This is a genomic window from Muricauda brasiliensis (genome assembly GCF_003057865.1).
Classification (GTDB): domain Bacteria; phylum Bacteroidota; class Bacteroidia; order Flavobacteriales; family Flavobacteriaceae; genus Flagellimonas; species Flagellimonas chongwuensis.
On the sequence record NZ_QBTW01000006.1, the window covers coordinates 77,659 to 101,261 of the forward strand.

A 23,603-nucleotide genomic window follows, 5' to 3' on the forward strand; every position below is an offset into this window, starting at 1 on the left:
TTAGAAATTTCCAATTCGAACTATATCAGCAAAGATACCCGATGCGGTTACATCCGCACCTGCTCCGGCTCCTTTTATAATTAACGGCTGATTCACATATCTATCGGTGAAGAACAGCACAATGTTGTCGCTTCCTTCCAGATTATAAAAATCATGTCCTTTTGGTATTTGTTGCAGTCCTACCTTGGCCTTTCCATCTTCAAACTGGGCCACATATTTTAGCTTGCTATCCGAAGCGGCAGCATCCTTGTACAATTTTTGAAAATCGGCTTCATATTTCTTCAAACTTTCAAAAAATGCTTCGTTGGAGCTGGTCTCTAAACTTTCCTTGGGTAAAAAGGCTTCATTTTCAATATCATCAATATTCAATTGATGGCCGCTTTCTCTGGCTAAAATCAATATTTTGCGCATCACGTCAACACCACTTAGGTCGATGGTCGGGTCGGGCTCGGTATAGCCTTGTTCCTGGGCCTGTTTTACTACATCGTGAAAGGTAGTGGAATCGTTAAAAGTATTGAATACAAAATTGAGGCTACCGGATAAAACCGCCTGTATTTTCCTGATTTTGTCCCCGGATGCAATCAGGTGCTTTAAGGTGTCCAAGATGGGCAAACCTGCGCCTACATTGGTTTCGAACAAATATGGGGCATTGTATTGTTTGGCCAATTGCTTCAGTTCCTTGTAATAGGCGTAATCCGAGGATGATGCGATTTTATTGCAGGTCACCACTGAAATGCTGTTTTTTAGATAGCTCGAATAGCTTTTGGAAACCTCTGCATTTGCCGTGTTGTCCACAAAAATACTATTGCGGTAGTTCAGGGAAATGATGCGGTCATAAAACGCATCTTTGTTGGCAGGTTCTCCCTGTTCCAAAATGTTCTCCCAGTCTTTAAGGGAAATGCCGCTTTCGTCAAAAACCATTTTTCGTGAATTGCTGATGCCGATAACGCGAACGTTGAGCTTTAGTTCTTCCTTCAAGTATTTTTTCTGTTGACGTATCTGTTGCAAGAATTTGGAGCCTACATTCCCAACGCCCATCACGAACAGGTTGAGTTGTTTGATGTTTTCCTCAAAAAAGGTCTCGTGCAACGAGTTCAGCGCTTTCTTTACATCCTCCTTTTTTATGACTGCAGAAATGTTCCGTTCCGAGGCCCCTTGGGCAATGGCACGAATATTTACGTTGTTTTTACCTAGGGTGCTGAACATTTTACCGCTCAATCCTTGGTGACTTTTCATGTTGTCACCGACCAAGGCCACGATGGTCAAGTCTTTTTCTACGATGACGGGCTTTATTTTTTTTGTGGAGATTTCAAATTCGAAAGTCTCGTTTACGGCTTCGGCCGCCAAATCCACATCTTCATCGGCTATACCGACACAAATGGAGTGCTCGGAAGATGCTTGTGTAATAAGGACAATGCTGATGTTCTTTACCGAAAGTGTTTCGAAAAATCGTTTGGATATGCCGGGGATGCCTATCATTCCGGGGCCTTCCAAAGAAAGCAAGCTAATGTTTCCTACATGGCTGATTCCCCTGACCGTTTTCCCGTTGCCATTGTTATTTTTGGCAATCAAGGTGCCTGGACTTTCAGGGTCGAACGTGTTTTTGATGGCGATGGGAATCGCCTTGCCCAATACGGGCTGAATTGTTGGAGGGTATAGTACTTTGGCTCCAAAATGGGACAGCTCCATCGCTTCTTGATAGCTGATGTTGGCTACACATTTGGCCTGCTTGACCAATTTTGGATTGGCGGTGTACATGCCACTAACATCGGTCCATATTTCCAAAATCTCCGCATCCACTGCAGCAGCGATAATGGCTGCTGTATAGTCGGAGCCCCCACGTCCTAAAGTGGTTTGGTCACCGTTTTTACTGGACGCCACAAACCCCGGTAGCATGGTAATCTGCTTCGTATTGGATGCAAAGAACTCTTCGCAATTGGCATTGGTGATTTTAAAATCCACGTTGGCCTTTCCAAAATGGGAATCGGTTTTAATGAGTTTCCGGCTATCCTTGAACGCAACATCCAAGCCTTCTGATTTAAGAAATTCGCTTATGATAAAGGATGAAAGCAATTCGCCGTAACTCACAATTTTGTCGGATAGCTTTGGTGTAAGCTCGCCGATTAAAAAGGCTCCTTCCAACAGGGTTTCCAGAATATTGAGTTCACTCTTTACTTTGCTCAAGGCTGCACTTTGCGACTTTACGGGAATCAATTCCCGTATGGCTGAAATATGCCTGTCCTCGATTTCCTTAAGACTTTCTGTATAGCTGATATCTTGTTGGGATGCAGAACGAGAAGCTTTGAGCAGTAGGTCGGTTATACCTCCAAATGCCGAAACCACAACGGCGATCTGCCCATTGTTTTGATTGCTTAAGATGGATTTGACCTTATTTATATTCTCTGGATTGGCAACGGAAGTGCCTCCAAATTTTAAGACTTTCATGATAAAATATTGTTGTGAAAAATTGAAAATAGATTAAAAAAACGGACGGAATTATATATAGCAGATTACCCCAAAGGGGTGGTAGTAGTAATAGTGAAGGTAGATGAAAAAGGATTCATCAAATTAAAGTTAATATCCGTTTGTTTTAACTGCATTGCTCTGTAATGAGATGATAAATGTAGTACTTTTGTGTGCTTCATCAAATCATCGGTGTTGTTTTTTGCGAAATCCTTAAGAATAAACAATTTTTTTTATTGAATGAAAATATTTTCTGCCCATCAAATCTATCAAGCTGATAAATCCACAATACAAAAAGAACAGATAAAGAGTGAAGAACTCATGGAAAGGGCGGCAGCCCAGTTGTTCGAATGGCTTCATTCACGTTTAAGGGGTACCCAAGTCAATATTCAATTGTTCTGCGGCATCGGGAATAATGGTGGAGATGGCATGGCATTGGCCAGAATGTTGCACGAACATGGTTATTCCATCAAGGTATACGTAGTAAATTATAGCGATAAACGTTCGGAAGATTTTCTGTTGAACTTGGAACGGTTGAAAGATCTTAAGGTGTGGCCTGACTTTATAAATGAGGAGAGCGATTTGCCGGAGCTTTCCCCCAACGATATTGTGGTAGATGCCATTTTTGGTATTGGACTCAACCGTGCTCCCGATGATTGGGTGGGAAAATTGATTGGACATATCAATGACTCTCGTGCATTTGCACTTTCTGTGGATGTTCCTTCTGGTCTGCCGGTAGATAAGACACCTTGGAATGCATCCTATGTGATACAAGCGAGTTATGTTTTGAGTTTTCAATTGCCCAAACTGATTTTCTTTTTGCCGGAGACAGGGGTTTACGTTAACCAATGGGAAGTACTTGATATTGGGTTGAACCCCGAATTTATTGCCAATACTGAAGCGGATTTTGAACTAATCGGGCGACCCGAGGTATTGCCCATGTATCGCCCTAGGCTAAAGTTCTCCCACAAGGGAACCTACGGACATTCGGTAATAGTTGGAGGAAGCTATGGTAAGATTGGTGCCGTACAATTGGCGAGCAATTCCTGTTTGAGTGTGGGAAGTGGTTTGGTCACAGCTTTTGTTCCCAAATGCGGATATGACCCTTTGCAAACTGCAGTACCCGAAGTGATGGTGCTGACAGGTTCACGGGACAAAAATATTTCGAGAATAGAGATTCCTTTTGAGCCTACCGTGGTCGGAATAGGAGTTGGTATTGGACAGGATGATGATACGGTTGATGCTTTTTCCTCATTTTTGAGAAACATTAAATCACCTATGGTCATCGATGCGGACGGCTTGAATATTTTATCGAAGAACCCAGAACTGTTGAAAGATGTTCCTCAATTATCTGTACTGACGCCCCACCCAAAGGAGCTGGAACGGTTGATTGGCCATTGGGAATCCGATTTTGAAAAGTTGGAAAAGACCAAGTCATTTGCAAAGCAGCATAATTTTGTTGTCGTAATCAAAGGGGCGCATACGATTACCATATATAATGATAAAGGTTATGTGAACACAACCGGAAACCCAGGAATGGCGACGGCGGGAAGCGGAGATGTCTTAACTGGTATGATAACGGGGCTTATGGCTCAAGGGTATCCGTCCGTTGAAGCTGCTATATTCGGTGTGTACTTACACGGGTTGGCTGGCGATTTGGGAGCTTCAACCAAAGGGTATGAAGCCCTGAAGGCTTCAATTTTAGTGGATAATATTGGGAATGCATATGCCGACCTCCTCCGACAACCGGAAATGGAACAGAAAGAGAATAGTAATTAAGATTTCTTTTCTCCAGTAAAGGTCTTAAGTCTTTTTTGTATCCATGCCAAGGCATTGTCAAACTCGATAAAGAATTCCATGGGCTTTTTATAGAACATTTTTTCAATATTGAAATTGTGCATGTCTATTTCCTTTTTGGAAACAATAGCGAACGCCTTCAAATTGTCCAGTCCTCTTAGGTAGTTGTATACGGTGGGGTCGATTGCGTAGGAGTTTTTTCTTAAGCTGATATAGCCAAAATCACGGTCTCTAAAATGGATTTCAGATATTCCGATGATTTGATATGTTCTTTCCAATGTAATTGTGGCGCCCTCGTTGAAGGAAGCAACCATGTAGTTTTGATAAACCTGTACGGTTCCTACTTCCAGCTGGTACTCGCGTACCACCACGGTCTTCTTTTTAGAAGTTATTTTCATCCCCAAATGTAATTATAGTGTCTCGTCTACGAAATTAGAGGGGAAGGAAGGCTGGTGGAAAAATAATAGATTAAACGCTAAAATATCTTATGTATGGTAATCCCGAGTCGTAAAACAGGATTAAGTATAACTCCTAGGTTTTTTAAAACGATACTATCCTTTACCTGATTTTACATCTGGACAAGGAGATATATCCACCCTAAAGATTGTTGGGAGGATTTGTGATCAAGAATTTTGTCCTTTCCCAGAATAATTTTGCGGTAAGATGCTTTGGTACGGTAAAATCAGCTAAAAGCAATAAGTTTCTCTTGAACTGTTCAAACTCACTTTTGTTCGTTGTGTTGGCATCAATAGGGTAGTACGCCATACCCCAATTAGGAAAGCTTCTTTCTACATTGTCATCTTCAGAAAACATATGTACGTTCTTGTGGCGTTCGTCCAACTTAATTTTCTCGTAAAGGTCAAGGACTTTTGCCTTGTCACCTTCCAGAACTTGGATAAATCCACCCATATAATAAATAAGGCAACCTGTTATATTGTCGCGTTTATTGTTGCTTCTGGATTGTTCCAATAAGAGACCCATTTCATGGCTGTCCATTGGTTCTACGATTTCCGATTCGTAGGTTAGTGTATAGGTCATCGGTTGTGGTTAAATAAACCACAAACTTAATTTTTTAAAGGGCAATGGACAAGCTGTTTGATTAAATTGTGATTTTTTTGGCTAAGTGGTCCGGTCCTTTATGTTAGGTCTCATATCAAATCAAATTAAGAGATAGTGGATTTCTGGAACAAAAAAAAGCTGGCAATCGCCAGCTTTTCATTTTGCATTATCTGTGCAATTACTTTTCAGCTTCAGGGGATTTTTCAGCTTTTTCTATTTTGATGGTGAGCTCTTCTTTTTTCTCATCCAAGTCCATAAAAATACTGTCTCCTTCCTCCAACTTGGAGTTTACGATTTCCTCGGCCAAGGTATCCTCAATATATTTTTGGATGGCTCTTTTAAGAGGTCTCGCGCCATATTGCTTATCAAAACCTTTATCGGCAATGTAATCCTTGGCTTTGTCGGAAAGCGTCAAGTCATAACCGATTTCCTTGATTCTTTTATAGAGCTTGTTCAGTTCTATATCAATGATTTTGTGGATATCCTCTCTTTCCAAGGCATTGAAAACGACTACATCGTCTATCCTGTTCAAGAATTCAGGAGCAAATGCTTTTTTCAAGGCATTTTCGATAACGCTTTTCTGGTGGTCGTCGGCCTGCGCCTTTTTTGCAGCGGTACCAAAACCAACACCCTGTCCAAAATCCTTCAATTGTCTTGCGCCGATATTGGAAGTCATGATTATGATAGTGTTCCTAAAATCAATTTTGCGTCCAAGACTATCGGTTAGGAAACCATCATCCAACACTTGCAGCAACATATTGAATACATCGGGGTGGGCTTTCTCCACTTCATCCAATAAAATCACTGAGTAAGGCTTACGTCGAACTTTTTCGGTCAACTGTCCGCCTTCTTCGTAACCTACATATCCCGGAGGTGCTCCTACCAATCTTGAAATGGCAAATTTTTCCATGTATTCGCTCATATCAATTCGTATCAAGGCATCTTCGGAATCGAATAGCTCCTTGGCCAAAATTTTTGCCAATTGAGTTTTACCAACACCTGTCTGTCCCAAGAAAATGAACGAGCCAATAGGTTTGTTCGGGTCTTTAAGCCCGGCACGGTTCCGTTGGATTGCCCTTGCTACCTTGGATACGGCTTCATCTTGACCGATTACAAATCCTTTGATAAGATTGGGCAGTTCGGCCAATTTGTTACTTTCGGTCTGTGCTATCCTGTTAACGGGGATGCCACTCATCATAGAAACCACATCGGCAACATTGTCCTCGGATACGGTTTCCCTATGAAGTTTGCTTTCTTCCTCCCATCGTTCTTGAGCGGTTGCCAAATCTTTTTCCAAACGTTTTTCATCGTCTCTTAGCTTGGCAGCCTCCTCGTATTTCTGTTTTTTAACAACGCTATTTTTGAGTTCACGAACATCTTCGAGCTGGCTTTCCAGTTCCAAGATTTGTTTGGGAACGTCCATATTGACGATGTGTACTCTCGACCCAGCTTCATCCAAAGCATCAATGGCCTTGTCCGGTAAAAAGCGGTCAGTCATGTAACGGTTGGTCAATTTAACGCAGGCCATAATGGCTTCGTCCGTATAATTTACATTGTGGTGTTCTTCGTACTTGCCTTTGATGTTCATCAAAATTTCAATGGTTTCCTCCACGGATGTGGGCTCTACCATTACCTTTTGAAAACGACGTTCCAAAGCACCGTCTTTCTCTATGTATTGTCTGTATTCGTCCAACGTAGTGGCACCGATACATTGTATTTCACCTCGTGCCAACGCGGGTTTGAACATATTGGAGGCATCCAAGCTTCCAGTTGCACCACCTGCGCCAACAATAGTGTGTATCTCATCAATGAACAAGATGATATCATCGTTTTTTTCCAGCTCGTTCATTACAGCTTTCATGCGCTCCTCGAACTGGCCACGATATTTTGTACCGGCCACTAAAGAGGCAAGGTCCAAGGTTACCACTCGCTTATTGTAAAGTATGCGGGAAACCTTTTTGTTGATGATTCGCAATGCCAGACCTTCGGCAATAGCACTCTTACCAACTCCGGGCTCACCGATAAGCAATGGGTTGTTTTTTTTACGTCTGCTCAATATTTGGGAAACACGTTCAATTTCCTTTTCCCTTCCCACAACGGGGTCCAATTTGTTCTCTTCGGCCAAACGGGTAAGGTCGCGTCCAAAATTGTCCAGAACCGGGGTCTTGGATTTTTTGTTTCCTTTTTGTGCAGCGCTTCCGGAACCGAAAGAACCTTCTTTACTATCTCCCATATCATCTGTGTCCCCAGGAAAAGATTCCGCTTGTGGGGTGTCTATGTAGTCATCGTCACTGGTGATCATGGACTTGAACTGTTCCTTGACATTGTCGTAGTCCACCTTGAGTTTGTGCAATAACTTGGTTGTTGGATCATTCTCGTTTCTTAGGATGCAGAGCAACAGGTGTGCGGTGTTTATAGAAGAACTCTGGAATAGTTTCGCTTCCAAAAAGGTTGTCTTTAACGCTCTTTCCGCTTGGCGGGTCAAGTGAAGATTCTTCTTGTCCTTTTGCATCGTTCCTGTATTTGGATTCGCCGGGCTAAGGATTTCCACCTTTCTGCGCAGGTGGTCCAAATCCACATCGAGTGCATCCAATATATTTATGGCTTTGCCATTTCCGTCTCTTAAAAGACCTAGCATAAGGTGCTCCGTGCCAATAAAATCATGGCCCAGTCTAAGGGCTTCTTCCTTGCTGTATGCTATAACGTCCTTTACGCGGGGGGAAAAATTGTCGTCCATACGTTTCTTTTTCAGCAATTAAAATTAATAAAAGTATTGTTATGGTGGTCAAATACCGTACCCTAATTCGATAAAGTAGTGGTAAATGTCGGAATAATTCATGTTTTCTGGGTATTTAACAAAGCTTTATTATCGCATTGTTGATAATAGCTGTAATGTTGATAATTTTTTTAATAAAGTATTCGCAAAGGGTTATAAAGGCTGCTATTTTCTGTATATTGCCATGATAATTTAACCACAAAAAATCTATAATAAATAAGCATGGCGGAAGGAGAAAAGTTAATTCCCATTAATATTGAGGATGAGATGAAATCTGCCTACATTGATTATTCAATGTCGGTCATTGTGTCACGTGCCCTGCCAGATGTTCGTGATGGTTTAAAGCCTGTCCACCGTAGGGTGCTCTACGGAATGCACGATTTGGGTGTAAGGTCCAATAGTTCGCATAAAAAGTCCGCCCGTATCGTGGGTGAGGTTTTAGGTAAGTATCACCCACATGGTGATTCTTCAGTATATGATACCATGGTGCGTATGGCCCAGGAGTGGAGCCTTAGGTATATGTTGGTGGATGGTCAAGGTAACTTTGGTTCCGTGGACGGAGACAGCCCAGCGGCCATGCGTTATACTGAGGCCAAAATGCGCAAGATCGCAGAGGAGATGTTGGCCGATATCGATAAGGATACCGTAGATCATCAACTCAATTTTGATGATACCATACAGGAACCTACCGTATTGCCGACCCGTATCCCCAATTTATTGGTGAACGGTGCTTCTGGTATTGCAGTGGGTATGGCTACCAATATGCCTCCGCACAACCTTCGTGAGGTGGTAGATGGTACAGTAGCTTACATCGATAACAATGATATAGAAATAGATGAGCTCATTACGCACATTAAAGCTCCTGATTTTCCTACCGGGGGAATCATTTATGGATATGATGGCGTAAAAGAAGCTTTTCATACAGGACGAGGCCGTGTCGTGATGCGTGCCAAGGCAACCATAGAGGAAGTTCAGGGGAAGGAAAGTATCGTTGTTACCGAAATCCCTTATCAAGTGAACAAGGCGGACATGATCAAGAAGACCGCCGACCTTGTGAACGAAAAGAAAATAGAAGGCATATCCACTATTAGGGATGAGTCCGATAGAAACGGGATGCGTATCGTATATATTTTGAAGCGTGACGCCATTCCGAACATTGTACTTAACATGTTGTACAAGTACACCGCACTTCAATCCTCTTTTAGTGTCAACAATATTGCGCTTGTCAATGGCAGGCCGGAATTGTTGAACCTTAAGGATATTATCCACCATTTTGTGGAGCATAGGCACGAAGTCGTGGTTCGCAGAACCAAGTACGAGCTCAAAAAAGCGGAAGATCGTGCCCATATCTTGGAAGGGCTCATCATTGCTTCCGACAATATCGATGAGGTAATCGCCATTATTAGGGGTTCTTCCAACGTAGAGGAGGCCCGTACCAAATTGATGGAGCGTTTCAAATTGACCGAGGTTCAGGCCAAGGCCATTGTTGAAATGCGTTTGCGTCAGCTTACCGGACTGGAGCAGGACAAGTTGCGCGAAGAGCATGCCGAACTTTTGAAGACTATCGAAGATTTGAAGGATATTCTTGAAAAGAAAGAACGTAGAATGCAGATCATCAAAGATGAGCTTCTTGAAGTAAAGGAGAAGTATGGTGATGACAGAAGGTCCGAAATCAACTACGCGGGCGGTGATTTGAGTATCGAGGATATGATTCCGGATGAACAAGTGGTCATCACGATTTCGCATGCCGGCTATATCAAAAGGACATCGCTTACCGAATATAAGACCCAAAATAGGGGAGGTGTTGGTCAAAAAGCATCCTCTACCCGAAATGAGGATTTCTTGGAGCACCTGTTCGTGGGTACCAACCACCAATACATGCTGTTCTTTACCCAAAAAGGAAAATGTTTCTGGATGCGCGTATTCGAAATCCCAGAAGGAAGCAGAACATCCAAAGGTAGAGCCATCCAAAACTTGATCAATATAGAGCAGGATGACAAGGTCAAGGCATTTATCTGTACGCAAGATCTCAAAGATGAGGATTATGTGAACAGTCACTATGTCATTATGGCAACCAAAAAAGGGACGGTAAAGAAAACTTCATTGGAGCAATATTCCCGACCACGTCAGAACGGTATCAACGCGATAACCATACGTGATGAGGATGAGTTGTTAGAAGCAAAATTGACTACGGGAACCAGTCAAATATTCCTTGGTCTTAAATCAGGGAAAGCTATTCGTTTTGAAGAATCCAAAACCAGACCGATGGGAAGAAATGCATCTGGTGTAAGGGGTGTGACTTTGGCCGATGACAATGATGAAGTGGTAGGAATGGTTTCTGTCCATAATTTCGAGGATGACATTCTTGTGGTTTCTGAAAGAGGTTATGGTAAGCGTTCCAATATTGAAGACTACAGGATTACCAACAGGGGAGGGAAAGGTGTGAAGACCATTTCCATCACCGAGAAAACAGGAGGTCTTGTGGCCATCAAGAACGTTACCGATACGGATGACCTGATGATTATCAATAAATCGGGTATCGCCATCCGAATGGGTGTGGAAAATCTTAGGGTTATGGGAAGAGCCACGCAAGGGGTTCGCCTGATCAATCTTAAGGACAATGATTCTATTGCAGCTGTTGCCAAAGTGATGAAAGAGGATGACCCAGTCGACGAAGATGATATCTTGGATATCGAAGTCAAAGGGGAAGATGGCACGGCTATTGATGATAATACGGACGAAAAAGAATAATTAATAATCGATAAACACTAAATAATTTCAATTTTAAACATGAGAACAAGAATATTAATGCTATTGGCCGTAGGGGTATCTGCAATAGGATTTGCCCAGAAGGATGAGATGAAGACGGCAGAAAAAGCTCTTAAGGATGGTGATGCTGCCGCTGCAAAAGCTGCTTTGGTAAGCGCTTCCTCTACAATCGGTTCGGCCAAGGAGAAAGATCAGGCCGAGTATTATGCCCTATTGGGAAATGCAAACTACGAGTTGGCCAAAAAGGGTGAGGTTTCTGCATTTCAAGAAGCTGTTGACGCCTATAACAAAGTCATCGAGATAGAAGAAGCGGATGGTAAATCCAAATATACTTCAGTGGCCCAAGAAAAAATGGGCCAAATGACTGCTGATTTGGTAAACTCTGCCGTTGAGGACAACAATAACAAAAAGTTCGGTGATGCAGCGGAGAAATTATATATGGGCTACAAATTAAGCCCTAAGGATACCGTATATCTTTATTATGCCGCCAGCAGTGCGGTAAACGGTCAGGATTACGAAGATGCCTTGAAATATTACAAGGAACTTAAGGACTTGGGTTACAATGGTGAGTCTACAACATACACTGCCGTAAACGTCGAATCCGGTGAAACCGAAAGCATGGACAAGGCAACTCGTGACCTTTATGTAAAAGCGGGAACCCACAAAGATCCTAAAGAGGAGGTAAGCCCTTCCAAAAAACCTGAGATCGTTAAGAACATTGCGTTGATTTATCAACAAATGGGAGAGAACGAAAAAGCTATTGAAGCTTACGCAGATGCACGAGCTGAAAATCCAGAAGATGTAAACTTGGTATTGGGTGAAGCCAACCTATACTATGCCATTGGGGATAAAGAGAAGTTCAAGGAATTGATGGGACAAGCATCTGCTATGGCTCCTGACAATGCCGATTTGCTATACAATATTGGTGTGATCAATATGGAGCAAGGAAACTTGCAAGATGCAAGGGATGCCTACAAAAAAGCCTTGGCCATTGATCCAGGTTATATCAATGCGCTATTGAACCTTTCCACCACCTATGTGAACGAAGGTAATGGTCTTATTGATGAAATGAACGCACTGGGAACCTCCAAAGCCGATATCGCCAAGTACGATGAGCTTAAGGAGAAAAAGGACAGCTTGTTCAAAGAGGGAGCTGCTGTATTGGAAGATGCATTACAGTCAAACCCGGATAACGAAAGTATCTTGACCCAGTTGAAAAACATTTATGGGGCTTTGGGTGACAATGAAAACTTCATGAGAATCAAAAAGCTTTTGGGAGAGTAATTATGTATTAACTTCCTGTAAAAAATGAGCCTCGATAATTCGGGGCTTTTTTTATATCACTTTTTTGATGACCCGTAATTGATGGGTGTACAATTTTTCTTCGGAATTGAATATGCCCGTATGGTCTATCCGGTCAATTCTAACGTGTCCGTTTACGTGGATAATGTAATTGTCCTTCAAAATAATGCCGACATGGTCAATAACCCCCTCGTTATCATCAAAAAATGCCAAGTCTCCCGGTTCGCTTTCTTCAATAAAACTCAGTGCTTCTCCTTGCTTGGATTGACCTTCAGCAGTACGTTCCAACGTATGGCCATTTATTTTGTATACCATCTGCGTAAAACCGGAACAGTCGATTCCGAACGGAGTTTTGCCCCCAGCCAAATACGGCGCCTTTAAATACATGATGGCAACATCGACCAAGTTTTCCTTTGGGTTTTTATCTGCGTAGACATTGCCTTCAAAAGTATGGTTGAGCAGGGCAGAAGAATTTACCATAGAGCCCAAAAGGATGGGCAACAGCATACCATCCTTGGTGCAAATGTGAGAAATGATGTCAGAAGATATCTTTTGTGGAGCCTTATTCTCAATTTCGTTGTAGACCTCCTCGGAGATAAATCGAAATTGATTATTGGGAATCCAACCTTCAAACTTGTCATAAGCGGACCTGATCTTGCTCCATTTTTTCCTACTCTCCAAAACTTTAAAATGCTCCCCGTATAATAACTGGGAAGACATTTCGGCACAATCGTCCGGATTTGTTCTAATGGGAACAATACTTAGAGGACAAATTCCATATTGCATTTACTGTACAGATTGAATCACTAATTTCTTTCCAAAACAATGGATGATGCTCCACCACCGCCATTACAAATGGCCGCCGCTCCTAATTTGGCATTGTTTTGCTCCAATATATTCAATAGGGTGATGGTAATCCTGGCTCCAGAACAGCCCAATGGGTGTCCCAAAGATACCGCACCACCATTCACATTTACATTTGAATCACTAAGGCCAAGGATTTTCATATTGGCCAGACCCACTACCGAAAACGCTTCGTTGAACTCAAAATAATCAATATCCTCGATGGATACCCCTGCACGGTCCAACGCTTTTGGAAGCGCTTTTGCCGGAGCGGTCGTGAACCATTCTGGCTCATGGGCTGCATCGGCATAACCTCTAATGGTCGCCAATGGTGTTAAACCAAGTTCTTTGGCTTTCTCCTCGCTCATTAAGATAACTGCGGCAGCACCATCATTAATGGTTGAGGCATTTGCAGCGGTTACCGTGCCATCTTTAGAAAATGCGGGACGCAATGACGCTACCTTTTCCAGCTTAACATTTTTATACTCTTCGTCTTCGCTAACGATTATGGGTTCACCTCTTCGCTGAGGTACTTCTACAGAAACAACTTCATTATCAAATTTTCCACTTTTCCATGCCTCTGCAGATCTTTTGTAAGATTGGATTGCGTAGGCATCCTGGTCTTCCCTGCTAAATTTATATTCGGTTGCACATGCATCGGCGCAAACTCCCATGGCATTTTGGTCATATGCATCCACAAGACCATCTTTCTGCATACCATCCACCAAAGTGGCGGGACCGAACTTGGTTCCGCTTCTCATGTATGCATAATGAGGAATAAGGCTCATGTTTTCCATACCTCCGGCAACAACAATCGAATTTTCGCCCAAAGCGATGGATTGTGCTCCTTGCATAATCGTTTTCATTCCAGAAGAACAAACCTTGTTTACTGTGGTGCAAGGAACGGTATTGGGTATTCCGGCAAATATTGCAGCCTGTCTGGCCGGTGCTTGCCCGGTGCCTGCTTGTACCACGTTGCCCATTAAAACCTCTTCCACAAGTTCGGGCTTAAGGCCTATCTTGTCCAATGCTCCCTTTATGGCAACGGCACCTAATTTGGGTGCTGGAACCGAGGATAAAGCTCCCATAAAACTACCTATTGGCGTTCTTGCGGCTGAAACGATTACTACTTTCTTCATATGTGCATTTTTACTCCTGCGAAAATACTAAATTTAAATGCAAACGGATAAGAGGCCGGTGGAACAATACCTCATACCAGCAAGAGATATATCCACATCATTTTCCCAAGGGGTAGTTGAATGGGAATTAAAGAACTTGGATTGCCCGAGGTGATTATAGATTGAAGAGGAAGCTTTGGTTAAGTAAAATTGATATCAGGGGTGGAAAGCCTTATGACTGTATTTAATTAACGCTAAAAATAAGCAAGGCACAATTATTTAAGGTGGTACTTTTTTGATCTAACTTCTTCATAGATGGTTTTAACTTAATCTTTTTGATAAATTTAGCTCTACCAAAGTCAAAGACAAGATCAAACTATCTAACACCGCCGATATTGAATTGTTCAATGAGCCAATAAACACCGTTTGCCCACATTGCGGATGTTCTATCAATTTGATTCTCGCTTCCCTGGTACATTATCCAACTTTGAAGAGATTTCGACCAAAAAAAAATAGGAATGTCTTTTTTTGTGCGCTGGTTGTGATGAGCCAATTTTTTTAAAGTTTATAATCCTGGGTATTGAATCGAGTTCAGTAAATATAAATGACGATTACGAACTAATAGAAAGGCCAAAAATAAAGTTCAACATCAAATTAATGATTTGAAAGAAATGGCTGATATTGATGATGAAACCTTTGATGTGCTTACACAGATAATTATTGATGGCCATGATGGTTCGCATCCTCATTTGCCAAACCTTGGTCCAGATAGGGCAGAAATTCTACTGGAATTGATAAAGGACGTTATGTATCAGTTGTTTGTAAGGAAGGGCAAACTCAAAAAAGCTTCAGAACTTAGAAAGATCCAAATACAATCAAACTCATGAAAATTTAAGTCTGATTAACTTCTTTAAATCTTTTTTTTATACAAAAACAAAAAAGAGTTACATGAATTCACATGTAACTCTTTGATAATAAAGTCGGGGTGGCAGGATTCGAACCTGCGACCTCCTGCTCCCAAAGCAGGCGCGATAACCGGGCTACGCTACACCCCGATCTATTAAAATAGAAAAGCGGAGAGACTGGGACTCGAACCCAGGCAGCACTTACGCGCTGACAGATTAGCAATCTGCTCCGTTACCACTCCGGCACCTCTCCTATTATGTTCTATGAACGTGCACTCTGAAAATGCGGATGCAAATGTACCTTTTCAGATGTAAGATCGCAACTATTTTTTCACTTTTTTAATGGAACTTTTGTAATGCAACTGCTATTCAGGATATTCCACGCGCAAATGATAAATATTTGTAAGCTTTTGCTTGAGTACTTTCTTCACCATTTCAATCTCTTTTAACGTAATATTGGCGTTCAAGTATTGATTGGCCTGCATTTGACCTTTCACGATTTTCTCCACAAACTCATCAATGATAGTAAATGTAGGATTCTTCAAACTTTTTGATGCTGCCTCAACGGCATCGGACATCATTAATATTGCTGTTTCCTTCGAAAAAGGTATGGGACCCGGATACTCAAAATCACTCCTATCTACATCCTGTTCCAACTCTTGCTGTTTTTTGTAGAAATAGTAGACCAATGTTGTTCCATGGTGGGTTCTGATAAAATCTATCACTCTGTCGGGAAGCTTATTTTTTCTGGCAATCTCTATTCCATTGATCACGTGGTCAATAATGATTTTGGCACTTTCCTTTGGAGGAAGGTCATCATGTGGATTAACATTGGTGATTTGATTCTCCGTAAAGTAAGTAGGTCGTTCCATTTTACCAATATCATGATAAAGCGCACCTACCCTTACCAGCATTGCATTTGCCCCAATTTCGTTGGCAGCTGCCTCCGCTAGGTTGGCAACTTGCAAGGAATGATGAAAGGTTCCGGGTGCCTTGTCCGAAAGTTCTTTGAGCAATTTGGAGTTTGTATCGGAAAGTTCCAACAAGGACACATCGGATACAAGTCCAAAAATTTTTTCGAACATGTATATCAATGGTTGTGCAAAAAGCGTCAGCAACCCATTTAGAACAAACACACCGAATAATATCCATTCAATGTTGTCCATATTACCTTCATGTATCGCATGGAAAGCGAAATAGCCAACAATATATATCAACGTTATCTGACCTACCGAGATAAACAGGTTCGCCCTCTTATAAAGCTCAGAGGCCGTTAATATGGTAACTATACCCGTAATTATCTGCAAAAAGATATACTCAAAACTATTGGGTACTATAAAACCAAGGATAAGTACTGTTAATACGTGTACAAAAAGTCCCAATCTAGCATCAAAAAAGTTTTTTAAGATCAATGGTAGAATGCACAACGGAACCATATAAATAAAATCCTCATAATGCTTTACCATCAAGGTTGTGGCGACAACCATCAACAAGATGTTGAAGAAAATGAATGTTACCTTGTTATTGTTCTGAAAGATCTCGTTCCTGTATCGCTTCAAAAACAAAAACAACATAATGAGCACCAAAGCCACCAAAATGGTATACCCCAATAAAATGAAATAGTAATTGCTGCCCATCCACAGATCGGATTCATATTCATCCTTAAGGGAGTTAAGGATTTTAAAGTCATCATTCTCTACAATCTCCCCTTTGGAAATAATCAATTGACCCTGATCAACCTCTCCCCGTGTGTAGGATATTTTAGAAAGTTCTTCATTTAAGGCACTTTCCGTAAGCGTGTCATCGTAAAAAAGATTGGCCTTGAGACTACTTTTTAGTAAAGACTGTACACGTTCTGCCCCGTCTATCCCCACATCCGAAAAAAGCTCGGTTACCTTCTTTTTGGCCTGTTCAAGGCTCAAGTAATCACTTGGAGAAATGGGCTGTGCTTCATTACTCTTGACCACAACCGTGGATTTTGATTGCGGCAGGTTTTGAAAAATTCCACGGAGGTACACTTCATCAATAACTTCTTCAGAAGCGTTCCTCAAGGATTGTCTTTCCGAAGAGGTGTAGTTTCCTGATTGAAGAAGTGCATTTAATCCTTCCCGTACTTCTTGCTTTACATCAGAAATCAAGGACGCATTGTAGGTATAATAATCTGTTTTGTTGGCTCTAATGGAAGACTGTTCCTCCTGTATTTCCTTTTGGGTCTTTTGTATGGAAAAATCTATTGGGGCATAGAGGTTTTCATATTGCCAAGGTTTCCCTTTTTGAAACTCATACTTAAACTTGCCTCCTTTTGGAAAGAAAAAAACAATGAGTGCTACCGATACTACATAAAGGAAATACTTGTAGACCAGTGACTGGTGTTTATATACATTATCCAAAGTTTTTCCCATTCCATAAAACTGTTAGCTTCAAAAATAGAAAATTAATGTATAAGAACATTTTTTTGTAATGCTTACATGCCTATTGTACAGATCTATACTAGGGTTGGTTCCATGAGTTCTCTGAAAGTTTTTGTTTTTCTACCCAATAACCGCTCCAAGTCACCTGATTGATGTTCGAATTCACCTCCTTCGATAGCCAATACCCAACCTTTTATAAATTCGGCCACGTGACGGGCAACGCTTTTGGCAACCATCCCATCAATATATTTCTGGGCATAAATAGTGGTAAATGGAACTTGTTGTCCATTGATTTCCGATAGGATTTTTGCTATGTCGGAAAACGAAATGGCATGAGATTACCTAATGAATAGGTTTTATTTTCATGTCTAGGTGTCGAAAGTATTTCGGCGTGGGCTTCTGTCAATTCATCCCTTGTCGCTGGTACCATATTTCCACTGTTTGCCGGAAGGTTTATTCCAGTTTCAAAAGGATTGGGACCATAGTAAAACGATAAAAGGTCAGCAAAAGGCTGATGGTACAAGATAGTATAATCGAGCCCTGAGGATTTGAGCACTTGTTCCGTAAAAAGGTCGGATTCCGTGACTTCGGGCATAATCCGTCCCGAATCTTTTTTGCGCTCACTTTTTACAGATAATATACCAAAACCGTTGCGAGGGTTTGTTCCCCGAATTCTTTATGGGCTCCCTAATTTCCTTGGCCTCCACTAGGCCATAATGGCCAAAATCCAATCGAATTGATTCTGAATCATAAAAAAACAGGGTGACACCATAATCCTTTTTGAATGTGTCTTTGCCCATTTCTTCCCCTTCACCATATCTAAAATCCTTTTTCGAGATGGATACAAAAACCATATAGCCCCCAGGCCTCAGTTGGTTATAGCAATCCTTTATCAACTTGGTTCGTTCTTTGGGGCTCAATAAATGGATCAAAGAATAGCTGAATATTCCATCATACACTTCTTGATCAAATGGCATTGAACTGGTAGATCCATGATGTATTTTTATACGTTCTCCCAAATGCTCTTTTGCCATGGCAATTGCTGTTTCGGAAATCTCAATTCCAATTACCTCGAATCCATTGTCAATAAAAACCTTGGCATTTCTTCCGTAACCAAACCCCGGTACCAAGATTTTATTCAAACCGTTTTTCTTAAATAATTCCAACGTTTCAATAGCTGAATCCGCAGGTTTCCATCCCCACATTTCTTGCTTGTCCCGAAAGCTTGATTCCCAAAATTCTGTCAAAGTTACCCTTAGATTATTTGCAAATTTTGTCTTCCAAAACTTCACATTTAAAACCTGATTCCTTTACGATTGCTATAATTTTATCGGAATTGACTACATCTTCCATTCTTAAAATTGTATGTCCACAAGGAAATGCTACCTCTGTCTCATTAAAGTCAAAGTTGACTTTTAAATCAGTATTTTCTAATAGGATTCTACTTGAAACCCTATCTGCCTGAGTTTTGTTTGGAATATCAGTTATAAATACCTCGATCATTGGGTCATTGGATTAAAATTGTTCACTTGTTAGCTCCCTATTCACTACTGCTCCAGTTACATTACCACTATAAACGGCATTGGCAATGGAACGCATCATATTTGAATTATCACCGCAGGCATAGATACCCGGTACGGTAGTTTTTTGGAAATCATCAACTTTTATATAGCCTTGTTCGGTAAGTTCACAACCAAGGGAAACCGGCATATCTGAATGTTGTTTAAAAGGAACTACAGCATATGCAGCATCAGAAGATATTTTAGTGGTGTCGTCAAAAACTATATTTCGTAGGTGTCCATTTTTGTGTTCAAATTCGGAAATTTTCGTTTCTATGATTTTTATACCGTGCGTGTTTAGTTTATCAAGTTGTTCTGAATTAAAGTCAGCCCCTTCCGTGGTCAAAATCGTAATGTTGTCTGTTAGATTTTTGACCAATGAAGCAAGGTGGAATGCTTTTGCCCCGTTTGCAATAATGGCCGTGTTTTGGTTGCGGTATTCATAACCATGGCAATAAGGGCAATGGATAATAGAAATACCCCAACATGCTGCAAATCCTGGTATGTCCGGTATCATGTCTTTTATCCCTGTTGCAAAAATCAATTTTTTGGCATTGAATTTATCTCCTGCGTTTGTTGTGATTTCAAAGCCATTTTCACTTTTCCTCCCACTACTGGCAATCCCATTATAAAATTTAACTGTACCATATTTTTCAACTTGATGCTTGGCAAGCATTGAAATCTCTTTTGGTGTTTTTCCGTCCTGTGTTAAAAAGTTGTGTGAATGTGGTGTGCGTTCATTGCAAGGCATACCGCTGTCAATTAGTAGAACATGGCGCAAGGAACGTCCCAAAGCCATTGCAGCTGAAAGACCTGCATAGCTCCCACCAACTATAATTGTATCAAAATTGTTCGTATCCTTCATCTTAATTTTATTTAGTGAGCCTAATGGATTTACCTTCCATTCATTAAATATTATTGCAACACAGTCGCAATATTAATTTTTCAAATGTAGTATTGTTTTTGTAATATTGCAACATAGTCGCAATAAAAATATGAAGCGTAGAAATACACACTCAACAGCGGAGGTTTTTGAAGTTCTCAAATCGTCGGGAAATGCACTAAGCCACGATATGATACAGGAAAATATTGGTTCCGATATAGACAGGGCCACCATTTACAGAGTACTAAATAGGTTCTGTGAGGATGGAAAAGTGCACAAGATCATTGGGGATGATGGAAAACAATATTTTGCAATTTGCCACAATTGTGGAGAGAAAAAGAAAGTACACTCCCATAATCATATTCACTTCAGATGTTTGCAATGCGGTAAGGTCGAGTGTTTGGAAAGGGATTTGGCCGTCCCGCTACCTGAAGGCTATGTTGCCAAAGTTCATAATCTTGTGATTTCCGGTTTTTGTAACAACTGTTCTTAAGAGCACCTTCCTTTTTAGTATGGCATTCTGCTATTCTTCCCTGCATCAATCTCTTAGAACCTAGTAAATGGCGTTTAAATTACCGAAAGATGTTTTCAGTAGTGGGATACATCAAACTATTAATAAATTTAATAAAATGTCACATATTTGAGACATATTTCATGAATTTGGGTCATGATAAACACTCGAACTAAAATTATAGCTGCCGCAGTGAAGTGTTTTAGGAACAACCCGTCGGATACTTTGGAAAAGGTTGCTGAAGAAGCTGGGGTTTCCCGTAGAACACTGCATCGCTATTTTGAAAATCGTGAGGATTTGATCGAATCCTGCAAAAACGAGATGTTGGTCAGTTGTAACAAGGCTATGACATTAGCCTATGAAAGTGATTCTGACCCGATTAAAAAAATAAGGAACATGCTTTTTGCGGCTATTGAGCAAGGGGCCAGTTATGCATTCGTTAAAAGAATATACGAACGCAGTAACTTCTCCGATTTGGAAAGAAAAAAGGAATTTGAATCCGATGATGTCAAATCAAATTGGTTGAACCTTATCAAAGAACTTCAAAAGGCTGAACGCATCAACACGGAACTGACCATCCCTTGGATTTTTAATTTGTTCGGCTCCATCATTGAGACTGCAGTCTATGCCGTCGAATCCGGGGATGTCGCCAAGAACGATAGTAGAAATTTTGCTTGGACCTCCTTTAAGGGAGCCATCGGATTAAAGGAATAAAACCATATTAATATGAATCCATACACAACAGAGAGTCTTATAAAACAACTGTCAGGTTTTTCCAGTCACTTGCAAAAAGTCAATGGCATACACATCCACTATGTCATGGGAGGAAGCGGAGAACCCTTACTACTCTTACCAGGTTGGCCCCAGACCTGGTGGTCATACCATAAAATAATGCCTTTATTGGCCGAAAAGTATACTGTAATTGCGGTCGACCTGCGTGGGATGGGCGATAGTGACAAACCTGAGGGAGGATATTCCAAGAAGAACATGGCCGATGATATCGTGGAATTAGTAGCTGCTTTAGGATATGATAGGGTACATATGGCAGGACATGACATTGGAGCCAATGTGGCCTATTCGTTTGCCGTCAATCATCCGGAAAACATTGATAAACTGATTCTTCTGGATACACCTCCCCCTGATGAAAATATGTATCGGCTTCCCATGTTGCCCGTTGGGACTCCCGTGTACCCTTGGTGGGTGGCTTTTAATCAGTTGAATGACCTCCCTGCTCAGCTACTGGAAGGACGTTTTGGGTTGTTGTTGGACCATCTGTTTGATAAGTTACTCATCAATAAAAAGGGCATCAGTGATTTTGACCGCTCCGTCTATCTTCAACACTATAACCATAATGAAAATATAAGAGCGGCCAATGCCTGGTACCAAACCTTTGGTCAAGATATTGCGGAACAGAAGACCTCTCCTAAAATTAAAAATTCAACAATGGGAATTGTATCATCCGCTAATTATGACATTCTGGATAATTTTCTGTCCAATAATGCTCATGAACATGAAATAATGGAGATTAAGGATTGCGGTCATTTTCTTCAAGAGGAGAGCCCCGAACAAATTGCAAGTGCAATCTCGGATTTCTTGAATTAGACTTACATAATCAATACTATGATGACTGAAGCAAATAAAATAATTCTACAGAAAGCAAATGAAGCTGTTTCCAAAGGGGATTATGAAGAATTTCTTCAATACTGCACCGATGATACCAAATGGATATTTGTAGGTGACCAGATGCTAAATGGAAAGGAAGCGGTCCGAAAATGGATGTACAACGAATATATAGAACCACCACAAAATGAGGTTGAAAATTTGATTGCCGAGAACGATTACCTTACGGCAATCGGTAAAATTGCTGTGATGACCGAAAACGGAGATAGAACTATATTCTCTTATTGTGATGTATGGCGGTTTCGTGATGGAAAAATGGCCGAACTAAAAGCTTTTGTAATCGAGTACGAGAAATTGAACTTATAAAGAGGATAATGAAAGAGGAGTAAATTAACAGTACTTGCTACAAGTACAAATTGACCAATTTTACACTATGCCTTCACATACTTCAGAATCTCGACGTTAACCCCAATCCATATTCCCTTCCATTGTAAAAGGGCATCACTATTCCTGATGTTTTTTCCTTGTCCTTGAAAATTGTTTTCTTGATCATTGGATGAAACCAATACGCAATTTTAGTACTTAGGATTCCGATTCCCGCACCTGTGGCAATATCGGTCAACCAATGTTTTTCGTTGTGCAATCTGAACAAACCTGTGCCCAAAGCAACCACATAGCCGGCAACTCCGTACTAAACCGATATGTCCTTATATTCTTGATACAAAAATTCGGCACCCATAAAAGCCGTAGCGGTATGCCCTGAGGGAAAGGAGGTAGAGGAGGAGCCATCCGGTCTAGTGACCTTTGTGGTTTTTTTAGGATGTTTACAGATCCTCCCATAAGGAGATATGCCGTTCCCAAAACAATGGTCCGATCCTTAATAATATGTTTTCCTTGTATGCCCATAGCATTTAAGACATATACAGATACAAACGGACTGTACTGAGAGAAATCGTCTATATTGAATTTCTTATCATCATTCTCCCTAAATTCATTTTTTGTTCTGTAATCAATATCCTTTAAAGTAAGACTCTCTTGTCCAATAACTCCATATCCGATTAAAGCAGATGAGATGATAAGCGATTTGTAATTGAATGCATTGGAGGTATTGTTTTTTGTTGAATCAATGGAAGCGTTTTGTCCGAGGGGTTTATCTCTCTTTCGTATAGCATTTCGAACTCGTTTGTAAGTACCCAACTCACGCAGTTTTTCAAACTGCCAATGTAAATTGAAGACAAGAGTGGGAAATGGTGCCTGCCGTGCCATTCGGGAACTTTTTGGGTGCATTCCCAATATATAAAATGCCTTCTCGGCCAAACTAAAATTAAATTCATTCTTCTTAAATTATAGGATTTATATTGTTTCCATAAAAGGAGTCTGCTATACTATGATAATTGATATGGGTAAATTAACTCTGTTGTAGGCACCAATGTACAGTGTGCTATGGATGGATATTGAAATTATAAGAACAAAAAATAGTCCATATCCCTTTATCATTCTTGGATTTGTACTTACAATTAAAATGAATAATAGATGATTCAAAAAAAAAATACAAGTTGATTAACCGGATAATCAACATACAATGAT

The 23,603-nt window shown here is 40.9% G+C and carries 21 protein-coding genes, 2 tRNA genes and 1 pseudogene; 8 read left to right on the forward strand and 16 right to left on the reverse strand.

Annotated elements, in window-relative coordinates; genetic code table 11:
• The gene (gene thrA / locus DCK90_RS04775) at positions 1-2,445 is read right to left on the reverse strand and encodes a bifunctional aspartate kinase/homoserine dehydrogenase I (RefSeq protein ID WP_108245047.1); all 2,445 of its coding nucleotides are present in this window, start codon (positions 2,443-2,445) and stop codon (positions 1-3) included.
• Positions 2,446-2,703: 258 nt separating this feature from the next.
• Here thrA and DCK90_RS04780 point away from each other — a divergent pair, with 258 nt between their 5' ends.
• Complete coding sequence (locus tag DCK90_RS04780) at positions 2,704-4,242, forward strand: NAD(P)H-hydrate dehydratase (RefSeq protein ID WP_108245048.1); 1,539 nt, start codon at positions 2,704-2,706, stop codon at positions 4,240-4,242.
• Here DCK90_RS04780 and DCK90_RS04785 read toward each other — a convergent pair.
• The 3 genes from DCK90_RS04785 to DCK90_RS04795 form a co-directional block, all read right to left on the reverse strand.
• Positions 4,239-4,658, reverse strand: a complete 420-nt coding sequence (locus DCK90_RS04785) for an STAS/SEC14 domain-containing protein (protein WP_108245049.1) — start codon at positions 4,656-4,658, stop codon at positions 4,239-4,241. The genes DCK90_RS04780 and DCK90_RS04785 overlap by 4 nt on opposite strands.
• Before the next feature lie 199 nt (positions 4,659-4,857).
• The gene (locus tag DCK90_RS04790) at positions 4,858-5,298 is read right to left on the reverse strand and encodes a BLUF domain-containing protein (protein ID WP_108245050.1); all 441 of its coding nucleotides are present in this window, start codon (positions 5,296-5,298) and stop codon (positions 4,858-4,860) included.
• A 199-nt stretch (positions 5,299-5,497) separates the two neighbouring features.
• The gene (locus tag DCK90_RS04795) at positions 5,498-8,056 is read right to left on the reverse strand and encodes an ATP-dependent Clp protease ATP-binding subunit (RefSeq protein ID WP_108245051.1); all 2,559 of its coding nucleotides are present in this window, start codon (positions 8,054-8,056) and stop codon (positions 5,498-5,500) included.
• A 261-nt stretch (positions 8,057-8,317) separates the two neighbouring features.
• On the opposite strand from DCK90_RS04795, the gene gyrA reads away from it, so the two are divergent.
• Both gyrA and DCK90_RS04805 read left to right on the forward strand, forming a co-directional pair.
• A complete protein-coding gene (gyrA, locus tag DCK90_RS04800; RefSeq protein WP_108245052.1) occupies positions 8,318-10,846 on the forward strand; it encodes a DNA gyrase subunit A in 2,529 nt (842 codons plus the stop codon).
• Positions 10,847-10,885: 39 nt separating this feature from the next.
• Entirely contained in the window at positions 10,886-12,148 is a 1,263-nt protein-coding gene (locus DCK90_RS04805) for a tetratricopeptide repeat protein (protein ID WP_108245053.1), read from the forward strand.
• Positions 12,149-12,199: 51 nt separating this feature from the next.
• Here DCK90_RS04805 and DCK90_RS04810 read toward each other — a convergent pair whose 3' ends face one another.
• Both DCK90_RS04810 and DCK90_RS04815 read right to left on the reverse strand, forming a co-directional pair.
• Positions 12,200-12,952, reverse strand: a complete 753-nt coding sequence (locus tag DCK90_RS04810; RefSeq protein ID WP_108245054.1) for a C40 family peptidase — start codon at positions 12,950-12,952, stop codon at positions 12,200-12,202.
• A 20-nt stretch (positions 12,953-12,972) separates the two neighbouring features.
• Positions 12,973-14,148 carry an acetyl-CoA C-acyltransferase gene (locus DCK90_RS04815; protein ID WP_108245055.1) on the reverse strand — a complete coding sequence of 392 codons (1,176 nt, stop codon included), beginning with the start codon at positions 14,146-14,148 and terminating at the stop codon, positions 12,973-12,975.
• Positions 14,149-14,771: 623 nt separating this feature from the next.
• Here DCK90_RS04815 and DCK90_RS04820 point away from each other — a divergent pair.
• Positions 14,772-15,014, forward strand: a pseudogene (locus DCK90_RS04820) (DUF4145 domain-containing protein); the annotation flags it as partial.
• A gap of 93 nt (positions 15,015-15,107) precedes the next feature.
• On the opposite strand, the gene DCK90_RS04825 reads toward DCK90_RS04820, so the two are convergent.
• From DCK90_RS04825 to DCK90_RS04855, 8 genes are all read right to left on the reverse strand, one after another.
• A tRNA-Pro gene (locus DCK90_RS04825) sits at positions 15,108-15,182 on the reverse strand.
• A 19-nt stretch (positions 15,183-15,201) separates the two neighbouring features.
• A tRNA-Ser gene (locus DCK90_RS04830) sits at positions 15,202-15,285 on the reverse strand.
• A gap of 112 nt (positions 15,286-15,397) precedes the next feature.
• Positions 15,398-17,434: an HD family phosphohydrolase gene (locus tag DCK90_RS04835; RefSeq protein WP_108245057.1), complete on the reverse strand. Its 2,037-nt coding sequence runs from the start codon at positions 17,432-17,434 to the stop codon at positions 15,398-15,400.
• 83 nt (positions 17,435-17,517) lie between these two features.
• Positions 17,518-17,679, reverse strand: coding sequence for a hypothetical protein (locus DCK90_RS16950; RefSeq protein WP_159075761.1), 162 nt, complete (start codon positions 17,677-17,679; stop codon positions 17,518-17,520).
• Positions 17,680-17,753: 74 nt separating this feature from the next.
• Positions 17,754-18,038 (reverse strand): Rossmann-fold NAD(P)-binding domain-containing protein, encoded by a 285-nt coding sequence (locus DCK90_RS04840; protein ID WP_108245058.1) that lies wholly within the window; start codon positions 18,036-18,038, stop codon positions 17,754-17,756.
• Between the two features lie 25 nt (positions 18,039-18,063).
• Positions 18,064-18,690, reverse strand: coding sequence for a class I SAM-dependent methyltransferase (locus tag DCK90_RS04845; RefSeq protein ID WP_108245059.1), 627 nt, complete (start codon positions 18,688-18,690; stop codon positions 18,064-18,066).
• 13 nt (positions 18,691-18,703) lie between these two features.
• Positions 18,704-18,946, reverse strand: a complete 243-nt coding sequence (locus tag DCK90_RS04850; RefSeq protein WP_108245060.1) for a hypothetical protein — start codon at positions 18,944-18,946, stop codon at positions 18,704-18,706.
• A 12-nt stretch (positions 18,947-18,958) separates the two neighbouring features.
• The gene (locus DCK90_RS04855) at positions 18,959-19,867 is read right to left on the reverse strand and encodes an NAD(P)/FAD-dependent oxidoreductase (protein ID WP_108245061.1); all 909 of its coding nucleotides are present in this window, start codon (positions 19,865-19,867) and stop codon (positions 18,959-18,961) included.
• Positions 19,868-19,997: 130 nt separating this feature from the next.
• Between DCK90_RS04855 and DCK90_RS04860 the strand changes: the two genes are divergently transcribed.
• The 4 genes from DCK90_RS04860 (at position 19,998) to DCK90_RS04875 (ending at position 22,382) form a co-directional block, all read left to right on the forward strand.
• Positions 19,998-20,378, forward strand: coding sequence for a Fur family transcriptional regulator (locus DCK90_RS04860; RefSeq protein WP_108245062.1), 381 nt, complete (start codon positions 19,998-20,000; stop codon positions 20,376-20,378).
• A gap of 174 nt (positions 20,379-20,552) precedes the next feature.
• Positions 20,553-21,110: a TetR/AcrR family transcriptional regulator gene (locus tag DCK90_RS04865; protein WP_108245063.1), complete on the forward strand. Its 558-nt coding sequence runs from the start codon at positions 20,553-20,555 to the stop codon at positions 21,108-21,110.
• Positions 21,111-21,122: 12 nt separating this feature from the next.
• The gene (locus DCK90_RS04870; protein ID WP_108245064.1) at positions 21,123-21,998 is read left to right on the forward strand and encodes an alpha/beta fold hydrolase; all 876 of its coding nucleotides are present in this window, start codon (positions 21,123-21,125) and stop codon (positions 21,996-21,998) included.
• A gap of 18 nt (positions 21,999-22,016) precedes the next feature.
• Positions 22,017-22,382 carry a nuclear transport factor 2 family protein gene (locus DCK90_RS04875; protein ID WP_234414632.1) on the forward strand — a complete coding sequence of 122 codons (366 nt, stop codon included), beginning with the start codon at positions 22,017-22,019 and terminating at the stop codon, positions 22,380-22,382.
• 82 nt (positions 22,383-22,464) lie between these two features.
• Here DCK90_RS04875 and DCK90_RS04880 read toward each other — a convergent pair whose 3' ends face one another.
• Together DCK90_RS04880 and DCK90_RS17160 are read right to left on the reverse strand one after the other, a co-directional pair.
• Positions 22,465-22,659, reverse strand: coding sequence for a hypothetical protein (locus DCK90_RS04880; protein ID WP_108245065.1), 195 nt, complete (start codon positions 22,657-22,659; stop codon positions 22,465-22,467).
• Positions 22,635-23,303 carry a YqcI/YcgG family protein gene (locus DCK90_RS17160; RefSeq protein WP_159075762.1) on the reverse strand — a complete coding sequence of 223 codons (669 nt, stop codon included), beginning with the start codon at positions 23,301-23,303 and terminating at the stop codon, positions 22,635-22,637. Before DCK90_RS17160 ends, DCK90_RS04880 begins: the two co-directional genes overlap by 25 nt.
• Positions 23,304-23,603 lie beyond the last annotated feature (300 nt).